Below are 21,862 nucleotides of genomic sequence, written 5' to 3' on the forward strand. Positions count from 1 at the left end.
ATACATGAAGAATTTTATATATATACTCTTTGCAGCTGTCTTTATTTTCTCTTGTGAGCAACAGGAAGATAAAGCTTCTCAATCAACACCTACTCAAAAGGGAGAGGTAGATAATGAAACCTTTCCTGAGAGAGCCAAGGACATGACCATATATGAGGTTAATGTACGTCAATATACCTCTGAAGGAACATTAAATGCCTTTTCAGAACATCTTAAAGATCTCAAAGATCTGGGGGTTGACATGCTTTGGTTCATGCCTATTCAACCCATTGGCGAGAAAAATAGAAAAGGGAGCCTTGGAAGCTACTATTCTATTAAAGATTATAGATCTATTAATCCAGAATTCGGCACCATGGATGACTTTAAAAAGCTAGTGGACAAAGCACATGAAATGGGATTTGTAGTTATACTCGATTGGGTACCTAATCATACTGCATGGGATAATCCTTGGATCACAGAGCATCCAGAATATTATGCAAAAGATAGTGCTGGCAACATTACGTATGAGGCTGATTGGAATGATATCGCCTTACTTGATCACACCAATCCAGCTACTAGAAAGGCCATGATAGATGAGATGAAATATTGGGTTGAAGAAACAGATATCGATGGATTTAGATGTGATCATGCTGGTCATGAAATCCCTCTTTATTTCTGGGAAGAAGCTACCGATGCCTTAGATCCAATCAAAGATTTATTCTGGTTAGCAGAATGGGATCAACCTAGAATGCACCTCACCTTTCATGCTACTTACAGCTGGGGTATGCTTCACCTTACAGAGGCTGTTGCCAAGGGTGAGCAGCCAGTTTCCGCTTTGGAAGATTTTATTGAAAAAGACGTGGCTGAATACGGAAAAAGGGCTTTTAGACTTACTTTAACTACTAATCATGATGAAAATGCATGGTCAGGAACTGTTTTTGAAAGATACGGAGAAGGACACAAAGCCTTTGCTGCCTTTGTTTTTACCACTTATGGCATTCCAATGATCTATAGCGGTCAGGAAGCTGGAATGGATAAAAGATTGGCCTTTTTTGAAAAGGACTCAATTGACTGGTCTGATAAAAATGGCCTAAAAGAGTTCTATAAAAAGCTGGTTCAGGTAAGAAAAGATAATCCGGCATTATGGAGCGGAGCTTATGGTGGAATGCCTCAAGTGCTGGAAGATGGTAACGAAGATGTGATATCTATTTTGAGGCAAAAAGATGATAATCAAGTAGTTGTCATCATCAATTTAACTGATAAGTCGCAGTCTGTTACCCTGCCATCGAATATATCAGCAGACTATAAAGACTACATGACAGATAAAAATATGAGTTTGAAATCAGGTGAAAGCCTTGATCTCAAACCATATGGTTTCTATATTCTTACAAAGGATTAAGTATGAGTGAGGTATCAGTAAGTTCTAAAAAGCCGAGACTCAGCTCTTGGCAGATCTGGAATATGAGTTTTGGATTTTTAGGAATCCAATTCGGTTTCGCTCTTCAAAATGCTAATACAAGTAGAATTTTTGAGACATTAGGAGCAAACACAAAAGACTTAGCTTTCTATTGGCTAGCAGCGCCGGTAACAGGTTTGATCGTCCAACCAATCATCGGTTATTATAGTGATAAAACATGGCATTCGAAGTGGGGTCGTAGAAGACCTTATTTTGCTGTAGGGGCTATTTTGGCCACCGCAGCACTTATAATAATGCCTAACTCACCCACCCTTTGGATAGCTATAGGAACTCTCTGGATAATGGATGGTTCTATAAATATCAGTATGGAGCCATTCAGAGCCTTTGTAGGAGATATGCTGCCTAATGAGCAGAGAACGAAAGGCTTTGCCATGCAGAGCTTCTTTATCGGGATCGGTGCAGTTGTGGCTTCTGCTTTACCATGGATATTTTCACATTGGATTGGACTTTCTAATAAGGGGGATGATGGAGAAGTTGGAGATTCTGTAAAGTGGTCGTTCTATGTAGGTGCATTTGCTTTCATCGGAGCTGTCATGTGGACGGTTTTTACTACAAAAGAGTATCCTCCAGAAAAGTCAGAAACATCAGAGGAGGAAGATCAATTTTATGTAGATGATAAAAAATCGCCCAAATCGTATTTAACAATTGGTGCCTTTCTCTTGCTAATTACAGTTGCTGTTAGTGCTTGGTTCTATATTGAAAAGCTAGATGCTGAATTATATGTTCTATCTGGAGTTCTGGGCTTGTTCGCCCTTTCATATCTTATCACAGGGTATCTAATGACTATTCAAAAAACGAAGAATGGTTTTGTTCAGATAGTTCGTGATTTTCAGAATATGCCAAAAACTATGGTCCAGTTGGCATTTGTTCAGTTCTTTACTTGGTTTGCCTTATTTGCAATGTGGATTTACGCTACATCGGCAGTAACCAGCCACATATATTTATCTACTGATCCAACTAGCTCGGAATACAACGACGGAGCCGACTGGGTTTCTCTTTTATTCTCCGGCTATAGTTTGGTGTCAGCTATAGTTGCATTATGTTTACCGGCTTTGGCAAGAATTACAAACAGAAAAATAACTCACTTGTTGGCTTTAATTTGTGGTGGTCTAGGTTTAATCTCATTCTATTTTATTACTGACCCTTTTTATTTAAGTGTCTCAATGATAGGTGTCGGCATTGCCTGGGCTAGTATTTTATCCATGCCATATGCAATTTTATCTGCTGCTTTGCCGGCTAAGAAGATGGGGTACTATATGGGTATATTTAATTTCTTTATCGTTATTCCGCAAATTGTAGCAGCTAGTATCCTGGGATTTCTGGTCACTACATTTTTCAATAGTGAATTTATTTATGCTATAGTGCTAGGTGGAGCATCCATGATTTTGGCAGGTGTTTTATGCTTGTTTGTTAAAGACAATGAACCAGATTAACTTTCTGTGTTTCAAGTAGATTACTTTTAAAGCAAATTCTGTATACACTGACATTGAGGCTTTTGGCACTAATTGTGTTAAATTGAAATAAATCAAATCAGGTATATATGAAAAAAGGCTACTTAATTTTTAGTTTATTAATAATCACCTTCTTCCTTTATGACTGTTCTTCAGGCAAAAAGGCATATGAACAAGGTGATTATTATGAAGCGGTACTTAAGGCGGTAAATAGGCTAAGGCAGAAACCAGATCATAAGAAATCCAAAGAGACACTGAAAGGTGGATATCCTTTGGCTGTACAAACTATTGAGCAAGATGCTAGAAATAGTTTAGCTAGCAATGCACCTTTCAAATATAAAAATGCACTGAGAAGCTATCAGTTGATCAATAATATGTATGACGAGATCAGAAGATCTCCAGGTGCATTAAAGGTAGTTCCGAACCCTAAGAACTACTATGATAAAGTAGCTGAGATGAAGCAATTAGCCGCTGAAGAAAGCTACGTTGCGGGCTTAAATGCGCTGGAAAGGAATACCAGAGAGGACGCTAAACAGGCATATTATTTCTTTAAAGATGTTGATTCATTTGTTCCTGGTTATAAAGATGTAGTTAACAAAACGGAAGATGCTCTTTTTCAGGCAACGTTGAAGGTAGTGGTAGAGCAAATACCTGTTCCTACAAGATACCAGCTAAGCGCTCGCTTTTTCCAGGATAAGATAGAAGAGTATCTTCATTCTCATTACAGATCCAATCTATTTGTTAAATTCTATAACCCCAGAGAAGCGGAGGAGATAAACCTACCTTATGTTGATCAATATCTAAGATTGAATTTTGACGATTTTACAGTGGGTGAAACTCACATCATTAAAGACACTGAAACCGTCACTAAGGACAGTGTGGTGGTAGGTAAAGTAACATTAGAAGATGGCACCAGTATGGACGTTTATAATACTGTAAAAGCAAAGCTAACGGTATGGAAAAAAGAGGTGATTAGTAAGGGCCTTTTCAGTATGAAAGTGTTTGATGCTCAAACTAAGGCAGTGCTTTTGCATAAGAAATTTGAGGGTGAGTTTGTATGGTTTTCAGAATGGGCAAACTTTAATGGAGATGAACGAGCCCTATCTAAAGAGCAGCTGAATATTTGCAAGAATCACGAAGTAGCTCCACCCCCGCCTCAAGATCTATTTATTGAGTTTACCAGACCAATATATGATCAATTGGTGGGTAGTGTAAACGGATATTATAATAGGTTCTAACATCCTATTTCTTTATAAATGTAAAAGGTCATATTCAAAATCTGAATATGACTTTTTTTTTTTAGTTTCTCTTCTTTTTATAGAATTTCTTTTTATTCCCTCTACTTTTGGTTCGGGGTGAGTAGGCTGGCCCTTCTCCGATAGAAGCTGGTATCTTCCCTTTTGGTATTGATTGCTCCAGCAATTGTTCTATAGCATAAAATTTATCTTGCTCCTTAGGATTAACAAACGTAAATGCTACACCTTTAGACGCGGCTCTAGCTGTTCTACCTATTCTGTGAATATAGTCTTCACCATCATTAGGTACATCATAGTTGATGACCAGCTCAATATCTTCAATATCTATACCTCTACTTAGGATGTCCGTGGCCACAAGAATCTTTAATTTCTTGTTTCTAAAGTCTCTAAGCACATGCTCCCTTTCAGTTTGATCAAGATCTGAATGAATGTCTTCTACAGAGAAGTCTAATGCCTTCAGTTCACGACTCAGCTGCTTAGCGCTACTTTTTGTACTGCAGAATATGATTACGCTTTGAAGCTCTTTAGCCTGAAGTATAAACTTAGCCAAAGGTATCTTTTGATTATCATAAAGGATAAATGCTGCCTGAGCTACTCTTTCTGCCGGTTTACTTATGGCTATGTTAATTTCATCAGGCTCATGCAAAATCTTCTTGGCCAGGTCTCTAATTTTATTAGGCATAGTGGCTGAGAAAAGCAGGTTTTGCCTTTTCTTAGGTAAGAATGATATGATCTTCATCAGGTCATCATTAAAACCCATATCGAGCATTCTATCGGCTTCATCTAATACCAGACATTGTAATTCACTCACCTTTACATAACCCAGGTTCAAATGCGCAATGAGTCGTCCTGGAGTACCAATGATCACATCAGCACCTTGGGTAAGAGCAGATTTTTCACGGCTAAATGATTGACCATCTCCCCCACCATAAACTGCGGTAGAGCTTACAGATGTAAAGTAAGAAAGACCTTCCATCTGCTGATCTATTTGCACAGCCAGCTCCCTGGTTGGTACTATTATTAAAGCCTTGATCTGGTGATCTGGCTCTTTTTGAAGTATTTGATGTATAACTGGTAATAAGAAGGCAGCTGTTTTTCCCGTTCCTGTTTGAGCTGATGCTATAATATCTTTCCCTGCTAATATGGTAGGTATTGCTTGTTCCTGAACTGGGGTAGCCTCACTAAATCCTATGGCTTCTATTCCTTCTAAAAGGCGGTCGTCCAGACCTAACTCTTTAAATTTCAAATGTGTTACTATTTAAGTATAACTGTACTTATTCATCATCAGAGATTGAGTGTCTTTGATGATATGATGCAATTTAATCAAAATAATTACTTTATCGTTGTAGTTATCCTTTATCATTGCACGATTACAAAGTATAGCTTACCTTTTTTATGTTTGAACATTTGATTTTTGATTGCGATGGAGTATTGGTCGATACCGAAATAGTAGCCGCTGAAGTAGTTTGTAAAGTAATGAATAAATATGGAGATGATATTTCTCTGGATGATTACCTTACTAATTGCACAGGAAAACAAATATCAGTGATATTGAATTCACTTCCAGAACAGTATACTAAGGATGTAGACCTGCATCAATTAATGATAAATTGTGAAGAGGAAATTTACGAGCAACTGAGGCCAGTTGTAGGTATGCCAGACATGGTACATGAACTACCTCTGCCAAAATCAGTTGTATCCAACAGCGCTTTATGGCAGGTAAAAAAAGCCATTGCCCATGTGCAATTGGAAGATGTATTTGAAGGGCGCTATTTTTCTGCACAAATGGTAAAGCACCCTAAGCCAGCTCCAGATGTTTATCTGCACGCCTCTAAAACGTTGGATTTAAGCCCGGAGAAATGTCTTGTGGTAGAAGATAGTAAAGCTGGTGTAACGGCAGCTGTCGCCGCAGGCATGCATGTTATAGGATTTGTAGGAGCAAGCCACATATTGCCAGGTCATGCTGAGGCTTTACTGGAAATTGGGGCTAAATCTATCGCATCAAATTATAAGGAATTGCAACAGATCATTACTGATCTGGTAAAATAAAAAAAGCTGCACCTAAGTGCAGCTTTCTTCAATTGTTTCATCTCATTTAGATACTTTCGTCAGCCATTTTGTATTCGGTAACGTCATATGCGAATAGCATAATTTTAGATACCGAACCATCACGATTTCTTGTGGCTGCATAATTCTCTTTGAAGTATTTGGTCTCCCCTGCTTTAGTAAGTCTCTTATACTCACCTTCTTTAGGGATTCCATTAGAAAGGTCTTTCCAGAATTGCTTATAAGTTTCTGAGGCCTTATCATCCTTAGAAACGAATATTCTATGATGCTCACCTAATATTTCATCTCTGGTATATCCTGTAAGCTCTAAGAAGTTTCTGTTTACACTAAGTATCTTACCATTCTCGTCAAATTCTGCAGTAGATACGGACATGTTAATGGCCTCCATGGTACTTTCAGCTTCTGCCTGACCACGTTGCATCTCTTCTTGAGTAGCCTGAAGCTCCTCCATATTCTGACGCATTTCTTCTTCCTGAGATCTCATTTGCTCAGTCATTTCCTGAGATTCTTCAAGAAGCTTCTGAGTTTTAGCGTTAATCTTCACGGAAGAAACCGTAGAAGCGATACTTTCAGCGATCTTCTCTACGAATTCTTTTTCATAATCATGGAAGTCTTTGAAAGAGGCAACTTCAACTACACCGTATATTTCGTCATTTACTTTCAATGGAACTATCAAAACACTTCTTGGATTTGAATCACCTAATCCAGAAGTAATTTTTATATAGTTATCAGGTACCTCGGTAAGATAGATAGAATCTCTTTCTAACCACACCTGACCTGCAAGACCTTCTCCTTTATAAACTTTCTGATCTATATATTTTTTCTTATCCCAGGCGTAACAAGCTGTTAATACCATATATGGCTCGTCACTTCTAACGTCTTCATCAATAATGTAAAGACCACCCTGGTTAGCACCTAAGTACTTCACAAGGTTGCTGATGATGTCATCAGAAAGTCTCTCAATATTGTCATTATTCTTTCTAAGGATGTCTCCAAACTTAGCCAGACCTTCTGTAGACCAGCTTCGTTTCTTATCTTCCTCTGCTACTCTGTAAAGGTTATTCCTCATGTCTATCAGAGCGTTACCCAGAGTATCGTGCTCACTTAAAGGAGCAAAGTCTGACTCATAATTACCTTTACCAATGTTTTCGGCAAAAAATGTTGTGGATCTTAAACCAGTAACGAGGTTATCCATGGCTATGGCCATTTCACCGATTTCATCATTACTGAATTTTCTATTCTTTTCTTCAACCAGCTCACCTTTACCAAGCTTAGTAATGATATCCCTGATGTAATTGATTGGTCTGGTAATATTCCGTGCCATTACAAAGGCAATGAGTAAACTTAGGAATACGATAATGACCCCGGTAATTACTGTGATTGTTCTAAGTTGGCTGGCTGCGTTTTTTAAATCTGCATCTGATTCTTCAGTAACACTTTGCTGAGTTTGAGCCACACTCTCTAAATCAGCAATGATAGAAGCTGTAAGCGGTATTACCTGACTATCTACAGCATCTTCTGCAAGTAATTTTGTTAATGGGTCTTCATAGTTTTCAAAAGTAACTAATTGCCCCATGATGTCTTTTTCTACAGCCAAGAGTTTCTCAAACTCCATAAATGCAGAATCAATCAAAGTTTTTTGACTGTCTACCTCCCACTCTATTTTAAGATTATTTATTCTATCCTTTAGCTGCGGATAATCATATTTATGAAGGTTCTCTAATGCCTTTTTATCATCAACGTTACTTTGAAGATAAACCCAGTTAGTGATGAGCATCTTTGATTTTGTAACCAATAATATGAAATCATTAATGGCTTCTTTCGAAGGTCTAATGATTTCAGATGATCTGTTCACTACACGATCAATTTTATTACCGTTAATAAAAATGATGGAAGCATTAATAATAAACAGGAAAATAAGGACAAAGAAGCCTGCAAAAATCTTATTTCCTATTGTAAATTTTATTTTTCCCATAAGGTTGAGATAACGTATAATGAATAATAAAAAATCCTATATTAAAATAGCTAATCGTGTCAGTTCTGAAGATACTTTCAGGTCTGCTCGTTGCATGGCTGACTTGTTAATTTCAAATGCAAGCTTACCATTTTTCTGCACAAAGTTGATGTTACTACCTGCCACACCCATTCCTTCTTTCTCTGTAATCACCAAAGTGTGTGCTCTACCTAATTTACCTAAAATCACTGAGAAATTCTCAGTATACTCTTTAGAAACGAACACTAAATCACAATTTTCAAGACCGTTAATATTGGTGAAGTTCTTTATCACAATATCTCTTGATCCTACTTTTTTAACGTCAGCCATCTTTTGCAAATATTCTGTGATAGGAGAATCGCCCACTACGCCTATGGTAAAGTCTCCATCAGCAGAGGATGATGGCCACTGTACATACCTTATAAAGCTATAAATGTAAACGGCGTGTGCCTGATAATTTTGCGCAAAACTGACTACACTAAGAAGTAGAAATAAACCAATTAAAAAATGCTTCTTCATGAGATGAATAAATAAGCCTTAACTATGTACGCCTTAAATTAAAGGCCAATAAATTTAATTTCAAAAAAATACTTTAAAATAGCACTCTAAAGTCTAATTCGGCTAAAAACGATAAAGTAACCCACTAACAGGTCTTTGCCACGACATTAAGCCCTTTAGCAGTGAATTCTTTAAACTTTATGCAATTATTACCAGTTTAAAGATTAAAAGCATAAGATATGAAAATTTTTAATCTTTCTCTTTCCTGTTTAGCGGCTTTGTTAATCTCAGGTTGTACAAATGGGCAAAATAAACCTAAAGAGAGTATGAACTATGAGATAAATAAAACGGCCGAGGAGTGGAAAAAGGAATTGAGTCCTGAGGAATACCGAGTATTGAGAGAAAAGGGCACAGAAAGGGCCTTCACAGGCGATCTCTGGGATAATCACAAGGACGGCGTTTACTACTGTGCAGCTTGTCATTTAGAGCTTTTCAGCAGCAAAACTAAGTTTGAGTCCGGTACGGGATGGCCTAGTTTTTATAAGCCCTTAGACGAAAATAGTATAGCTATCGTAAAGGATACGAGCTTGGGTATGACTCGCGAAGAAGTAGTTTGTAGTCGCTGTGGTGGGCATTTAGGTCATGTATTTCCTGATGGCCCGGAGCCAACCGGATTGAGATATTGCCTTAACTCTGTGGCTTTAGATTTCGAAGAAAAATAATTTATTCTTTAATAGAAGGAATTACCCATAAATGACTAATCCAGTGCCACTTACCATCTTGGTCTGGCACTGTGATGGTGTAAAGGGTTCTTCTTCTTTGTAATGATGAATTACTTTTAATCGATACGGTAACAATAGAATCCTGATCGTTAATATTCAGATCACAAGAACCTCCTTGTATGAAGCACTGGAGGTTTTTTAGTTGATAATTAGCCTTGTCAAATGATAGGCTCATCTTCGGAGGATTATCTGAAACAACATGTTCAGCATTATCGGCGTCAGATAAGAATATGGTTTGCATATTCGCCTTTTCAGTGAAATTCTTTAGCTCAGCGTAGCTACTTGCCATTGGGAATCTGGGGATGGCGTAAAAGTCTGCCTGAGAATTCATGACTCCTGAGTTTTGTGCTACTGCTGCCTCAAAACCCATTTCCTTAACGATTTCCTTCATAGCTTCATCATATTCGCCATAAGGATAGGCAAAGGTTACTGGCTTAACATTTAGGTGCTTTTGAAATAGATTTTGCGCTTTCATCACATCTGATTCAAAGTTTTTGTAACGTATAGCTTCTTCATAGTTTAGAAAGTATGCATGAGAATGCGTGTGGTTCCCAATTTCAATACCTGCGTCACTTACTTCTTTAAGATCATCCCAATTCAAATAGCTGCTCCCTCCTACGGTTTCAGTATTCACGAATAAGGTGGCTTTAAAATCATATTTCTTTAACACAGGCAAAGCCCCAGACTTAAAGGTTTTATAACCATCATCTACAGTAAGAACGGCTACTTTTTGAGATGGTGTGTCATTCTTTAGATAATCAACTGCTTCGCTAAGTGTAAGTACAGTAAAGTCATGCTCTTTCAGGTATCTCAGATGCTGTTCAAAAGTTTGAATATCGATATTGGTTGAAGGATATTTTTCATTGCCAAACCGGTGATAGACGAAACACGTGACTGACTTTTTGAGGTCATTGTTGACCACCTCATTATGTTGTGTTTCAGATGATTTAGATTCTGAAGGCTGGCAACTAAATTGAAAGAGTGCACCAATGAGAAGAAGAATACAGGATCTAATCAATAAGAATTTTTTGTCCTTCATAATAATATGCGGGGTCCAGTTTTGTAGTATCGTATTGGGTCAGGTTGTTCTTTTTAATTACCATATTTAGCCTGGAAACATAGGTGTATCTAAGCTCAGAATAGTTCTTTAAGAAATAGCTTAACTTCAGCGGATCATCGATTTTTGCCCTTTCCTTTCTAAAACTGCTATATGCCTTTGAGCGAGCTAGCATGTTAAAGTAGTCTTCAATGGAGCCGTTAATGTCAGAATAGCTTCTTACAAAAATGGACTTTTCTCCTCTATCGTGCAGCGCCTTCATTCTGTCTTCATCAGCATCATAAGACCATATTCCAAAAATGTTATTTCCCTCGGTAAAGAATCTGGAGCTGCCCCAGCCACTCTCAATGGCGGCTTGTGCTAATACCAAGCTGGTGGGGTGTGTCGCTAACCTGTTATAAAGATCTTTTGGGTCTTTAGCTTTAAAATCATTCATATAAGCCTTCAGGAATGTAGAATCAGTAGCTGAAATGTCTTCCTCTTGCTCTATCTTCCAGATGATGTCCCCTACCCTTTGACGATCAATGGCCATATTATGTTTAACTTGTAAAACTGAGGGCAAAAGCATGGCTATGAACTTTTGCTTTTTCTTCTTGAGCGAGAGATTATCAAAATTGAATTCATTAAAATAAATCACTGGTTTTACCCATTTCCCATCTATAGGCGCAATGTCGCTGGCCTTTTGTACAATCTTAAATGCAGGCTTTACCCTTGGGTCATCTTCACATGAAAAAGAGGACATTAAAACAGCCAGAGCCAGAAATAGAAGGGTAATTTTAAACTTCGGATTGAGCATAGTAAAGTAATTACACGAATAACCGACGGATTAGTTAATAAATTTAATGTTTGGTAAACAAGTATTATATTCGTGCCTATAACTTAAATACCAACAGTTGAAGTACGATATTGTTATTATTGGAGCCGGTATTGTAGGCCTTGCCACGGCTTTAAAATTAAAAAATAAAAGACCTGAATTAAAACTTTTAGTCCTGGATAAGGAAGAGCAAATAGCTCAGCATCAGACAGGACATAATAGCGGAGTAATTCACTCTGGTCTGTATTATAAGCCAGGTAGCCTGAAAGCTACAAATTGCATAAATGGCTATAATCAGCTGCTTGATTTCTGTACTAAGGAAGAGATTCGCTTTGAGCTTTGTGGTAAAATTGTGGTGGCTACTTCTGATGAGGAAATACCTCTGATGAACAACCTTCATGTGAGAGGTGAACAGAATGGATTAACCGATTTAAAAATTCTAGGTAAGGAGGAGTTAAAAGAATACGAGCCTCATGTGAATGGTGTGGCAGGTATTTATGTGCCTCAGACGGGAATTATTGACTATAAACAGGTTGCTGAGCGATATGCCTTGAGGATAAAGGAAAAAGGTGGCGAGATCAACCTTGGCGAGAAAGTTATTGATATTAAAACCTCAGAAACAGGATGCACTGTAGTTAGTAATAAGAGTAGCTATGACACCAAGCTGGTGGTAAACTGTGCCGGTCTTTATTCTGATAAGGTGGCTCAATTCACTCAGCAAAAGATAGATGTTCGAATTATTCCTTTTAGAGGTGAATATTATGAACTGAACCCTGAAAAACAATATCTGGTAAAAAACCTCATTTACCCTGTTCCTGATCCTAACTTCCCTTTCCTGGGTGTTCATTTTACCAGAATGATCAACGGAGGAATTGAGGCAGGTCCTAATGCCGTACTCGCCTTTAGAAGAGAAGGTTATAGTAAGAGTAAGATCAATTTAAAGGAGCTCACAGAGTCATTGATGTGGCCTGGTTTCCAGAAGGTAGCTAAAAAATACTGGAAGACTGGTATGGGTGAAATGTACAGATCTTTTTCAAAGGTAGCTTTTACCAAAGCATTACAAAAGCTTATGCCGGATATTGAGGAGAAAGATCTTGTGCCTGGAGGCGCTGGAGTAAGGGCACAAGCTTGCGATAGAAATGGTGGGCTTATTGATGATTTTCTTATATTAGAAAACGAGTATGCTGTGAATGTGTGTAATGCACCATCACCTGCGGCTACATCATCACTTTCTATAGGTGAAACTGTTTCAGAGTTAGTTTTAAAAAGATTTTAATAAGACTAAAATAAGAATTATATAATAGTAAGGATTCTGATGTTTATTAAACACATGGGTTCTTATGAACGTTTCTATACAAATACTAAAACCATGAAAGAAATTACCGTACAAGAATTAAAGGCCATGATGGATTCTGGTGAGGATTTCCAACTTATAGATGTAAGAGAACCACATGAGTATGAGATAGCTAACATTGATGGAGAATTGATTCCCAGAGATGAGCAGCCAGATGCAGGTGATAAAATAGCCAGAGGCAAGAAAGTGGTAGTGCATTGCCGAAGTGGGGCTAGAAGTGCACAGGCTATCAGATATTGGGCTAACAAATATGGCATAGACAATCTCTACAACCTTAAAGGAGGAATATTAGCATGGTCTGATGAGATTGATTCATCTGTAGCAAAATATTAATTTCCGAACAAAGAGAATGGTTGAATGTTAGCTTTAGATAATTAACTAAAACTAATATTGAGCTATGAATACCATAAAAATACTATTAAATGTTCTTCTTTTTGTCTCCATCTCGGCTTGTAGCCAGGCTCAAGGAGATATTCCTAAGGAAGTTAAAGAGGCATTTGAAAAGAAATACCCTTCACATAAAGATGTGGAATGGAATGTAGATGATCACGGCTTTTATGAGGCTGATTTTAAGCTAGATGGAGAGAAATATCGTGCTGATTTTGAGAAGTCAGGTGTTTGGGTTGAAACTGAAAATAGCATTAAATATGATGATCTTCCAGATGTGGTGAAGGATGTTATCAAAGAAGGGTATGACAAAGATGAAATCACTGAGATAGAGCATGTTCAAAATGCGGAGAAAGGAGAATTCTTCGATGTCGAATTCAAAAGAAAAGGTAAAAATAAAGATGTGATGATTACGCCAAGTGGTAAAATCATTCACTAAAGAGAAAGGCCGTTCAATCATTGAGCGGCCTTTTTATTTTCTTATTCTGTTCTTACACTTTCAACCACTGATTTCACCAGTTCATTAAAGTCGAAATTACCTCTCTTAGAAAGCCCTAGTCTTACAATGATCATGTCCTGATCTGGAAGAATAAATACTCTCTGACCATCATACCCATTTAGGCTGTACATATTTACTGGAGCATCTGGATAGTATCTGGTGCTCGGATTTCCGGGGGCACCAGCATTAGTCCAAAAATGCGCACCATATTCACCATTAGGTGCCGTCGGCGTAGGTGTGGATGAATATTTTGCCCAACCTTCCGGCAATATCCTTTTCCCATTCCATATACCATCATTTAAATATAGTAAGCCAAATTTAGCCCAGTCTCTAGGTGTGGCATACATGTAAGATGAACCTACATAAGTGCCTGATGCATCTGGCTCCAGTACTGCACTGGTCATACCCAAGGCTGAGAAAAGCTCTTTATGTACAAAATTGTAATAATTATTGCCGGTAGTTTCTCTAACAATCATAGAAAGAATGTTGGAGGTGCCACTACTATAATACCACTCAGTATCAGGAGTTTTTTCAGCAGGAAAAGATGAAGCATATTCTCCCATACTTGCTTCTTTAAATAGCATATTAGTCGCAGTGCTAGGACCCGCATAGTTTTCTTCCCACTTTAATCCGCTACTCATTCTAAGTAGCTGGTCAATGGTGATTTTTTGCCTTTCGTCATCTTCCCTTTTCCATTTTGCAATGGGCGCAGGTTCATAGATATCCAGCTTATCTTGCTTTACCAAAATGCCGATCAGCGCATTTGTAATGCTTTTGGTCATGGACCAACCTAATTGTGGTGTAGTTTCATCAAAACCAGGAGCATACTTCTCTCCTATCACTTTGCCATGATGAACAACTACTATTGCCCGAGTATTTTTAGGTTTTTCCGGGTTATCTTCGAGGAAAGCCTCATCTATTGCTGCATTTAGCTTGGTGAAATTAATAGTGGAATCCTCATAGTTTACTGCATCTCCGAAGGGCCATGCTTTAACTTTTGACAGTGCCTGGAACGATAAATGGGGTTCTTTTTGGCCTCGTACAGCTTGCTCTGATATCTCAGAGATTAGCGTACAACCAAATCCTTTTCTATAAATAGCCTTACGCCTGGCCAATCCAAAAACAGATCCATATGCTGAAGAATCAGAATTGTCAATTTCGAAGGAACCCAAGGATAATGGAAATGAGCCTAATTCATTATTTATTACAGAATCTGCCTCTCTGCCAGATACATAAGCACAGCTACATAGGTTCTTGGCGCCATAACCGCTGATAATAGGGAAAGCTCTCCATGCATATGTAATACCATATACTAATACCACCACCAATATCATGTAGATGATGGTCTTAAAAATTCTAGTCATCTTAATACTTTATTTGTTTACCGTCGTACAAATCATCCACCTCACCATCTTCATCCCAATCTGTATATCCGGTAAATGTAGCAGTGTCTCCGGATATTTCAACATCGTAAACAAAGCTTTTTCCTCGTGTCATGTATACCAGGCTGTCGTTTTTGATAAACCAAACACCACTGTTGATCATAATTACAGAGTCTAACAGGTTTCGGTATTCGGAAGTGAAAGAACTGTCATTGCTAAAGGTGGTCCTAACTGGTTTGATTTGCAGGGTATTTTCCCAATCACTTTGGGATATAGTGACAACGGAATCTCCTGTTTCTCTGGCTATGGTGATATTTAGTGAATAGTTTCTCCACTCTCCCAACAGAGCCTCCTTGAGCGATGGCTCACTCACTTCTGCCTGTACATTGAGGCTGTCACTATTCTCGCTGCTGTTCTTCTCTGGTGGATTACAGCTAACTGTCAGAAGGATTAATAATGATAAAATGTATAAGTTTTTCATGCTGCTGAGATTGATGTTAGGACTAAAACTAATTCCATTTAATAGTATTTCAAAGGCTTGAATGTTTTACATTTGAAAATGGACGGAAGACATAGAGAAAATGTAAAGCCTGGTTTGAGTGTAGGTATTGTGTTGAAGCAAGATCAACGATCAGGCAATATTACGGATGGTGTGGTAAAGGACCTTCTTACTAATTCCAAATTTCATCCACATGGCATAAAAGTGAGGTTGGAAGACGGATCCGTTGGCAGAGTGAAACATATAAACGAAGAATGATAAGGAAAGATTACATCTTGAAGGAAATTCAAAAGCTTCACCTGCTTATGGCCAAGATTTTAGGTCTCAGAACTGAGGGGAGAAATTTAGAAGCTTTGGATATGTTAGATCATCATATAGCTGCAGAATCAGGTTTGGCACTTGAAGACATTATGGATATGGACGAGCAGCAGCTAATTGATGAAATCAAGGAAACCGTTGATTTAAAGCTGGTAGATTATACTATCTTAGCCGAGACCACCTATGTAGCCGCTGAAATTAAAAAGGATGAAGGAGATATTGATGCTGCTTTAAATTTGTTTGCTAAATCACTGATTCTGTTCAATTATGTAACCTTAGAAGAGCGTACAGTTAGTTTTGAACGTGAACAAAAAATAGCTAACATCAGCCAGCACATTCAAGAGCTTAAAGACCTTGCTCATTAAGAAATTCCAGAGCTCTCTTTTCCATATAGTTAAATTCAGAACCAGCTAAAGAGAACCCAACGTGGCCACCGTGATGTGGTGTTTCTAAATAAACCTTATCGGATGCATCTGCCTCTTTATATGGATAGCATTTATCTCCCAGGAATGGATCGTTAACGGCATTTACAATAAGCACTGGAATAGTGGTATTATAGACGTATTCATTTGCACTGGCTTTGTGATAGAAATCCTCAGCATTCTTAAATCCATGAAGCGGTGCTGTGTAGATATTGTCAAAATCAGGAAAATATTTGATATGATCGAAACCCTGATACTTAATAAGTTCCGGGAAACTCTCGGCCTTTATCTTTATTTTCTCCTCAAGCTTTCTTAAAAATCTCTTTCGATAGAAGTCGTTTTGCTTCTCTGCTAGCTTTTCAACACTAGATGCCAAGTCTACAGGAACAGAGAAGGCTATGGATGCCATTACTTCGTTAGGAATTTCATTACCTTTTTCACCAGCATATTTCAGGCTTAAGCTGCCTCCCATACTAAAACCAATGAGAGCGATATTGTTATAACCATATTGATTTACAGCATATTCTATCACCTCGCTTAAATCTTCGGTGGCACCATGATGGTAGAATCTTGCTGTCTTGTTCATTTCTCCACTACAGCTTCTACAATTCCATGCTAATACATCCCAACCATTTTGATAGAGGTATTTGGCCATGCCCTGTACGTAAGGTCTACCTGTGCTGCCTTCGAGACCATGAGAGATAATAACTAGCTTCTGACGGCCTTTTTTTAGCCAATCCAAATCCAGAAAGTCATTGTCGCTGGTTTCAATTCTTTCTCTCTGATATACTACACCTTTGATCTTTCTGAAGCTACTAGGGATTATAGTGGCTAAGTGAGGATTTTTGAGATAAAATGGGGGCTTGTAATTGGAATCTACTAGTGGCATGAATTATAGTTAGAGGACAAATAAACGATTCAATCCTCTAACTACAAAGACATAACTTTTAATGGTCAGAATTATTTTGCTGGGCTAATCTCTCACGCTCCCTCTCCTGCTCTCTTCTACGCATCTCTTCCTGAGTGGCCTGCATTTCTTCCATGTTTTGTCTTAGCTCTTCTTCCTGAGCTCTCATGGCCTCAGCTTGCTCTCTAGATTGCTGTAAGAGAACACTCGTGCGTTCGTTAATCTTAGTTGAATAGATTGAAGAAGCCATAACCTCTCCCGCTTTCTCTAAGAAATCAATTTCATGAGGTGCAAAAGGTTCAAACCTTGCTAGCTCAAATACTGCCTCCGTCCTTTCATTATATTTCATAGGTACTATAATGACACAACCCGGCGTAGCATCTCCTAAACCAGAAGTGATGTTAATATATCCTTGAGGTAAATCTGTAAGTACCACCGTTTGGCCCTCAAGGTAGGTTTGCCCCACCAGCCCCTTTCCTATGTCTATTTTCTTTTCTAAATATTTCTTTTTGTCGAAGGCATAGCAAGCCATTAATTCTAAATAAGGGTCGTCATTTTTATCCTCATCCTGTATGACGAATAAAGAGCCCTGTTGGGCTTCGAGATAATTAGCAAGGAACTTCACTACCTCAAGGGTAAGTTGCTCAAAACTGTTCTGATTTCTCCTGGCGACATCTGAAAATTTAGCAAGTCCATCGGTACTCCACAGCCTTCTGTCCCCCTCGTCTTTCACCTCTTTCATCTGATCTCTCATTTTAATCAGATCACCTACCAGATTATCCTTATTAAGTTTTTTGTTTTCATTGTCAAGACCTTCCCAGTTAATAGTATAATTACCTTTCGTAATTTCCTTTATGAAAGTTGACGCCTTTTTTAAATTTCCTATTGAATTGTCTATGATTACTTCATAGTCATCAGATATTTCTGTTCCAGGATTAAAAACATACGTGCGATTATAATCTGAGAAGGTTTTCAATAGTTTACTACGGTTTCTGGAATTTTTCTTTAATCTGTAAACTACTGAAGCAATGGTAGGAATGCTAAATAGAATAAGAATGATTTGAATCACCAAATTCCTATTTTGAGCACTCTGATAAGATTCTCTGGCATGTTCTAACAGCTCATCTTCATAAGCCTGTGCTTTAAAGAATATTGGTGCCCAGGCATTCCATAGATCAAAACCTTTATCTTCATTAAGCAATGCAACAAAAGCTTCTTGGTTGCCTTCATCAGCATAAGCACGCAGTTGCTTCATTACATTTATGAAAGATTCAAGGTTGCCCTGAAATTTATTGAATTCGTCTACCAGAGTATCTAATTTTTGGGCTCTAAGGAGCGAGTCAATATTTTTAATAGTATACTGAATCTCATTTATACCATCATTGTATGGTTGTAATAACTGCTCATTTTTAGTAAGTGCATAACCACGAAGACCTAAATCCATTCTTCTCAAGTCACTTTCAAAAATATTGTTGAGATTCTCTTTTACCGCTTCTGTCTGCTTTTGAAGAATGGTGTTTTCAACCATTACCTGACGATTATAAAAAGTAAATGCGGCCCCAATGAGAATTAAAAGCATTAGTAAGGATAAGGCCACTGTAATATAGTTTGACTTTACAAACTCTAAAAAACGTGTGCGCATATTTATTCAGGAGGAAGTTTAAATAATATAATAATAGCGAAAAAAAATGAATGACTCCAAAATATGATTCAATTAATTCTCATTAAATATTAGAAAATCAATGAGTTGCTAGTCTTGATGCTCCACCATTTCTTCTAATACTTTCTTGTCTTCCAATATTTTACTTAAAGCAATATCAACTCCATTTGTCCATCCAAAACCATCTTGTAATGGGTACTCTCCCCCTCCGGCAAGCAATGCTAAGTCCATCACATTATACTTCTCCATCATTTTACCAGTGGCTTTGTATACCTCACGGTTTCTAGTTAACCACCTTTCTGCGGCATCGTTACCTTCATCAGAATAACCATAGTTATAAAGACCGTTGATACTGATCCATTGAAGTGGAGCCCAGCCATTAGGTGAATCCCACTGCTGGCCAGTTTTATTTAATGTAGTTACAAATCCGCCTGGTTGAAGAAATTCATTAATCAACCTCTCTGAAACCGATTTGGCTTGCGGTTTCGTTGCTATTTTGAAGAACAACGGATATGCACCAGCTAAAGATAATACACCAGTTGGTTGCTTTGCCTTAAAGTCATAATCTACATAAAAGCCAGAAGCTCCATCCCACAAGTATTTATCAATGGCCTCTTTTCTTTTCTGAGCCTGGTCCAGATAAAATTGAGCTTTTTCCAGATCTCCTTCCCAGTTATAGCCCTGAGCTATTTTTACTTCCAGAAAATAGAGCAAAGTATTCAGATCTATAGGAATGATGTCTGTAGTATGGATTGTACTTAAGTTTTGTTTATCCCTAAGCCATCTGCTGCTATAATCCCAGCCGGACTCTGCTCCTGCTCTCAGGTGTCTGTAGGTGGTTACAGAGTCAAGGTTATTTTCTTCCACCAACTTATAATCTTCACGATAGCTCTCAGGTCTTGGCAAGGCATAGTTGTCCCAGTATCTATTTAATATAACGCTGTCATCCAGCATAACCACTCTACGATGCTCAGGATTCTCACTACTAAGTGACTCTTTACCATCCATCCAAAAATTATATTCTTTTTCCAGAAATGGCAGGTAGCTTACGAACAAATCTCTATTGTCAGAGGCCATCAAATCCACCATAAGAGCATAAAATGGGGGTTGTGAACGACCTCTATAGTAATCGCGGTTCCCGTTAGGAATAAAGCCTATCGAATCAATTAAAAAAGAGAAATTATCTACCATGTTCTTCGCCATGTCCTTTTGACCAGATAGCATTAAACCTTCCATAGTAAAATAGCTATCCCAATAATAGATTTCTCTAAATCGGCCACCTGGTACAATGTATGGATTAGGCAATGGAATAAGAGAAGTATTTTTAGCCTGGGATTCTGGCTGACGAGTTAGTACATTCCATAATCCGACCACATGCTGTTGCATGCTTTCAGAAGTATCTGTTTCATAACCAGTTACAGGTGTCTCAGGCAGTTCAAAATATTGATTTACAAAGTCAATGATTTGAAAACCTTCAGCTTCTTTCTCCTCATTATAGTTATTCACTATTTCTTCCAATGAAGCTTTTGGAGTACAGTCTACAAATGTTTTTGAATCTGGGTAAACACCTGAAAGCTGCACATCTTTGAAAAATTGTGTTTGATAGAAATTAAACGGTTCCTTAGCCGCTTCAGAACTGAGTTGTTCGGAAGTTTTAGGTGTGCAGCTAAAGAGTAATGTTGCTGCTAAAATGGTATAAAGATATTTATTGAAGTATTTCATTAATTCTATCCTCGTTTCTTAAGTTCCAGATTCTTAACTACAAATTCACCGACGGCTCTACCCTCTTCTACACCATTATTGATGGCAGGCATATAGTGTATTCCTCCGTATAATCGACTAATAGCAGCTTCCTGAGAGGCTTCTTTAAACGAGTTAAATTCTCTTGGTGGCATGCCATATTTAACCTCTGTGCTATCTACAAAGTGAAAATTTTCGCCAAATATTGATGTCAATGCTATGCCCGCGGCGGTGCTAATTACGCTATGTCCACTAGGATATTCTGGAAATGGTGGTGTCTGTAAAACAGGCGTCCAGTTTTCATCTATATACTTATTAATTACTGTTTCTGGTCTTATTAAATTACTTCTATACTTTTCATCCCAGCAGCTAATAAAACCGTCTGCAAGTGCCACAGAAGTAAGTGCATAGGCTTCTGCTGTTTTCATCAAGTCAGCTTCCGCTTTTTTACATGCAATTTTAACAATACCCATCCAGTGCCCTCCCGGAGTGATTTTTTTGGTAGCAAACATCACATGTCCGTGTACATTCATAACATAGGGATTGCAATCCCAAAAACTGGCTATTGCTCTCTGATCCTCATCTAGTTCTTTTCCTGTGGTGTAAACTTTCAGTGCATCATTATAAAAGTCCGTACCTTCTGCCATATCGAAATGAGTTGGCTTAGGTGGCATAAATTGGCTAGCAGAATCAATAACGAAAGGCCTTATTTTACTCCAATGAGGTTCTATGGCCTCCAGATATGCAGGAGGCGTTGGTTGCCATTTATCCGGATCATCACTAATAGAGTATTTTTGGAAAGTCCGTGTTTCCTTATAGTAATCTGTACTTGCCCAGGTAAAAATATGGTCTACCACTTGCTGAGAATAGGCCAATGAATTATTCAAAATTTCTTCCTCTAAACCCTGATCCTCTACGGATTTTAACCATGCTTGCCTATACTCCTCCATTTTCTCTTCCGAGAAGATTAGCTTTTTTCCTCCCAATAAGAAGGCATTTATGGCAGCTACATTATAATCAATAGCATTATCTGGTTTGGGGATGCTGGTAAATTCATTGAGCTGTCCGGCCAAGGATTTATAGCTAGAGTCATTCAGTGCTAGAATCTCATAAGCGGCTATGCTGGGGTAGGCATATATTCTACTCGCTACAGGCGGAGAGAAAATATCATGAACAATGACATCAGTTAGCTTTTGCATAGCATCATGCATGGCGTCTGCATTTACCGCTACCTGCTTCTTTTGTTCTTTACAGCTAACTATAACAACACTCAAAAAAATGATAACAGCTTTTTTTAATGTAATTCTCATCGGTTAAAAG

Annotated in this window: 21 protein-coding genes; 10 read left to right on the top strand and 11 right to left on the bottom strand. The window is 38.1% G+C overall.

The window, feature by feature from the left end:
• Window positions 1–4: 4 nt before the first annotated feature.
• The 3 genes from LVD16_RS16820 to LVD16_RS16830 all read left to right on the top strand — a co-directional run bounded on the left by LVD16_RS16820 (window position 5) and on the right by LVD16_RS16830 (window position 4,145).
• Window positions 5–1,378 carry an alpha-amylase family glycosyl hydrolase gene (locus tag LVD16_RS16820; protein ID WP_233769438.1) on the top strand — a complete coding sequence of 458 codons (1,374 nt, stop codon included), beginning with the start codon at window positions 5–7 and terminating at the stop codon, window positions 1,376–1,378.
• Between the two features lie 2 nt (window positions 1,379–1,380).
• The gene (locus tag LVD16_RS16825; RefSeq protein WP_233769439.1) at window positions 1,381–2,889 is read left to right on the top strand and encodes an MFS transporter; all 1,509 of its coding nucleotides are present in this window, start codon (window positions 1,381–1,383) and stop codon (window positions 2,887–2,889) included.
• Window positions 2,890–2,996: 107 nt separating this feature from the next.
• Window positions 2,997–4,145, top strand: a complete 1,149-nt coding sequence (locus LVD16_RS16830) for a hypothetical protein (protein ID WP_233769440.1) — start codon at window positions 2,997–2,999, stop codon at window positions 4,143–4,145.
• A gap of 61 nt (window positions 4,146–4,206) precedes the next feature.
• Here the strand turns inward: LVD16_RS16830 and LVD16_RS16835 are convergent, their stop codons facing one another.
• On the bottom strand, window positions 4,207–5,409 hold the full coding sequence (locus LVD16_RS16835) for a DEAD/DEAH box helicase (RefSeq protein ID WP_233769441.1): 1,203 nt from the start codon (window positions 5,407–5,409) through the stop codon (window positions 4,207–4,209).
• 149 nt (window positions 5,410–5,558) lie between these two features.
• Between LVD16_RS16835 and LVD16_RS16840 the strand changes: the two genes are divergently transcribed.
• Window positions 5,559–6,212, top strand: a complete 654-nt coding sequence (locus LVD16_RS16840; RefSeq protein WP_233769442.1) for an HAD family hydrolase — start codon at window positions 5,559–5,561, stop codon at window positions 6,210–6,212.
• 46 nt (window positions 6,213–6,258) lie between these two features.
• Here the strand turns inward: LVD16_RS16840 and LVD16_RS16845 are convergent, their stop codons facing one another.
• Both LVD16_RS16845 and LVD16_RS16850 read right to left on the bottom strand, forming a co-directional pair.
• Complete coding sequence (locus LVD16_RS16845; protein ID WP_233769443.1) at window positions 6,259–8,205, bottom strand: PAS domain S-box protein; 1,947 nt, start codon at window positions 8,203–8,205, stop codon at window positions 6,259–6,261.
• A gap of 36 nt (window positions 8,206–8,241) precedes the next feature.
• Window positions 8,242–8,742 (bottom strand): YfiR family protein, encoded by a 501-nt coding sequence (locus LVD16_RS16850; RefSeq protein ID WP_233769444.1) that lies wholly within the window; start codon window positions 8,740–8,742, stop codon window positions 8,242–8,244.
• Window positions 8,743–9,047: 305 nt separating this feature from the next.
• On the opposite strand from LVD16_RS16850, the gene msrB reads away from it, so the two are divergent.
• Window positions 9,048–9,443, top strand: coding sequence for a peptide-methionine (R)-S-oxide reductase MsrB (msrB, locus tag LVD16_RS16855; RefSeq protein WP_233769445.1), 396 nt, complete (start codon window positions 9,048–9,050; stop codon window positions 9,441–9,443).
• A gap of 1 nt (window position 9,444) precedes the next feature.
• Here the strand turns inward: msrB and LVD16_RS16860 are convergent, their stop codons facing one another.
• A complete protein-coding gene (locus LVD16_RS16860) occupies window positions 9,445–10,542 on the bottom strand; it encodes a polysaccharide deacetylase family protein (RefSeq protein WP_233769446.1) in 1,098 nt (365 codons plus the stop codon).
• Window positions 10,514–11,356, bottom strand: a complete 843-nt coding sequence (locus LVD16_RS16865; protein ID WP_233769447.1) for a glucosaminidase domain-containing protein — start codon at window positions 11,354–11,356, stop codon at window positions 10,514–10,516. The genes LVD16_RS16860 and LVD16_RS16865 overlap by 29 nt, the downstream gene beginning before the upstream one ends.
• Before the next feature lie 97 nt (window positions 11,357–11,453).
• On the opposite strand from LVD16_RS16865, the gene lhgD reads away from it, so the two are divergent.
• From lhgD to LVD16_RS16880, 3 genes are all read left to right on the top strand, one after another.
• Window positions 11,454–12,650 (top strand): L-2-hydroxyglutarate dehydrogenase, encoded by a 1,197-nt coding sequence (lhgD, locus tag LVD16_RS16870; protein WP_233769448.1) that lies wholly within the window; start codon window positions 11,454–11,456, stop codon window positions 12,648–12,650.
• Between the two features lie 93 nt (window positions 12,651–12,743).
• Window positions 12,744–13,061 (top strand): rhodanese-like domain-containing protein, encoded by a 318-nt coding sequence (locus tag LVD16_RS16875; protein WP_233769449.1) that lies wholly within the window; start codon window positions 12,744–12,746, stop codon window positions 13,059–13,061.
• A gap of 64 nt (window positions 13,062–13,125) precedes the next feature.
• Window positions 13,126–13,554 carry a PepSY-like domain-containing protein gene (locus LVD16_RS16880; RefSeq protein WP_233769450.1) on the top strand — a complete coding sequence of 143 codons (429 nt, stop codon included), beginning with the start codon at window positions 13,126–13,128 and terminating at the stop codon, window positions 13,552–13,554.
• A 41-nt stretch (window positions 13,555–13,595) separates the two neighbouring features.
• On the opposite strand, the gene LVD16_RS16885 is transcribed toward LVD16_RS16880, so the two are convergent.
• Window positions 13,596–14,978, bottom strand: coding sequence for a serine hydrolase domain-containing protein (locus LVD16_RS16885; protein WP_233769451.1), 1,383 nt, complete (start codon window positions 14,976–14,978; stop codon window positions 13,596–13,598).
• Between the two features lies 1 nt (window position 14,979).
• Complete coding sequence (locus LVD16_RS16890; protein ID WP_233769452.1) at window positions 14,980–15,477, bottom strand: hypothetical protein; 498 nt, start codon at window positions 15,475–15,477, stop codon at window positions 14,980–14,982.
• Between the two features lie 78 nt (window positions 15,478–15,555).
• On the opposite strand from LVD16_RS16890, the gene LVD16_RS16895 reads away from it, so the two are divergent.
• On the top strand, window positions 15,556–15,753 hold the full coding sequence (locus LVD16_RS16895) for a YwbE family protein (RefSeq protein WP_233769453.1): 198 nt from the start codon (window positions 15,556–15,558) through the stop codon (window positions 15,751–15,753).
• Complete coding sequence (locus tag LVD16_RS16900) at window positions 15,750–16,178, top strand: hypothetical protein (RefSeq protein ID WP_233769454.1); 429 nt, start codon at window positions 15,750–15,752, stop codon at window positions 16,176–16,178. The genes LVD16_RS16895 and LVD16_RS16900 overlap by 4 nt, the downstream gene beginning before the upstream one ends.
• Here the strand turns inward: LVD16_RS16900 and LVD16_RS16905 are convergent.
• The 4 genes from LVD16_RS16905 to LVD16_RS16920 form a co-directional block, all read right to left on the bottom strand.
• Complete coding sequence (locus LVD16_RS16905; protein ID WP_233769455.1) at window positions 16,159–17,124, bottom strand: YheT family hydrolase; 966 nt, start codon at window positions 17,122–17,124, stop codon at window positions 16,159–16,161. The two genes, LVD16_RS16900 and LVD16_RS16905, sit on opposite strands and share 20 nt — an antisense overlap.
• Before the next feature lie 58 nt (window positions 17,125–17,182).
• Entirely contained in the window at window positions 17,183–18,784 is a 1,602-nt protein-coding gene (locus LVD16_RS16910; protein WP_233769456.1) for a CHASE3 domain-containing protein, read from the bottom strand.
• Between the two features lie 108 nt (window positions 18,785–18,892).
• Complete coding sequence (treF, locus tag LVD16_RS16915) at window positions 18,893–20,524, bottom strand: alpha,alpha-trehalase TreF (protein WP_233769457.1); 1,632 nt, start codon at window positions 20,522–20,524, stop codon at window positions 18,893–18,895.
• 5 nt (window positions 20,525–20,529) lie between these two features.
• The gene (locus LVD16_RS16920; protein WP_233769458.1) at window positions 20,530–21,852 is read right to left on the bottom strand and encodes a vanadium-dependent haloperoxidase; all 1,323 of its coding nucleotides are present in this window, start codon (window positions 21,850–21,852) and stop codon (window positions 20,530–20,532) included.
• Between the last annotated feature and the right edge of the window lie 10 nt (window positions 21,853–21,862).

Origin of the sequence: Fulvivirga ligni (assembly GCF_021389935.1) — a bacterium.
Taxonomy (GTDB): domain Bacteria; phylum Bacteroidota; class Bacteroidia; order Cytophagales; family Cyclobacteriaceae; genus Fulvivirga; species Fulvivirga ligni.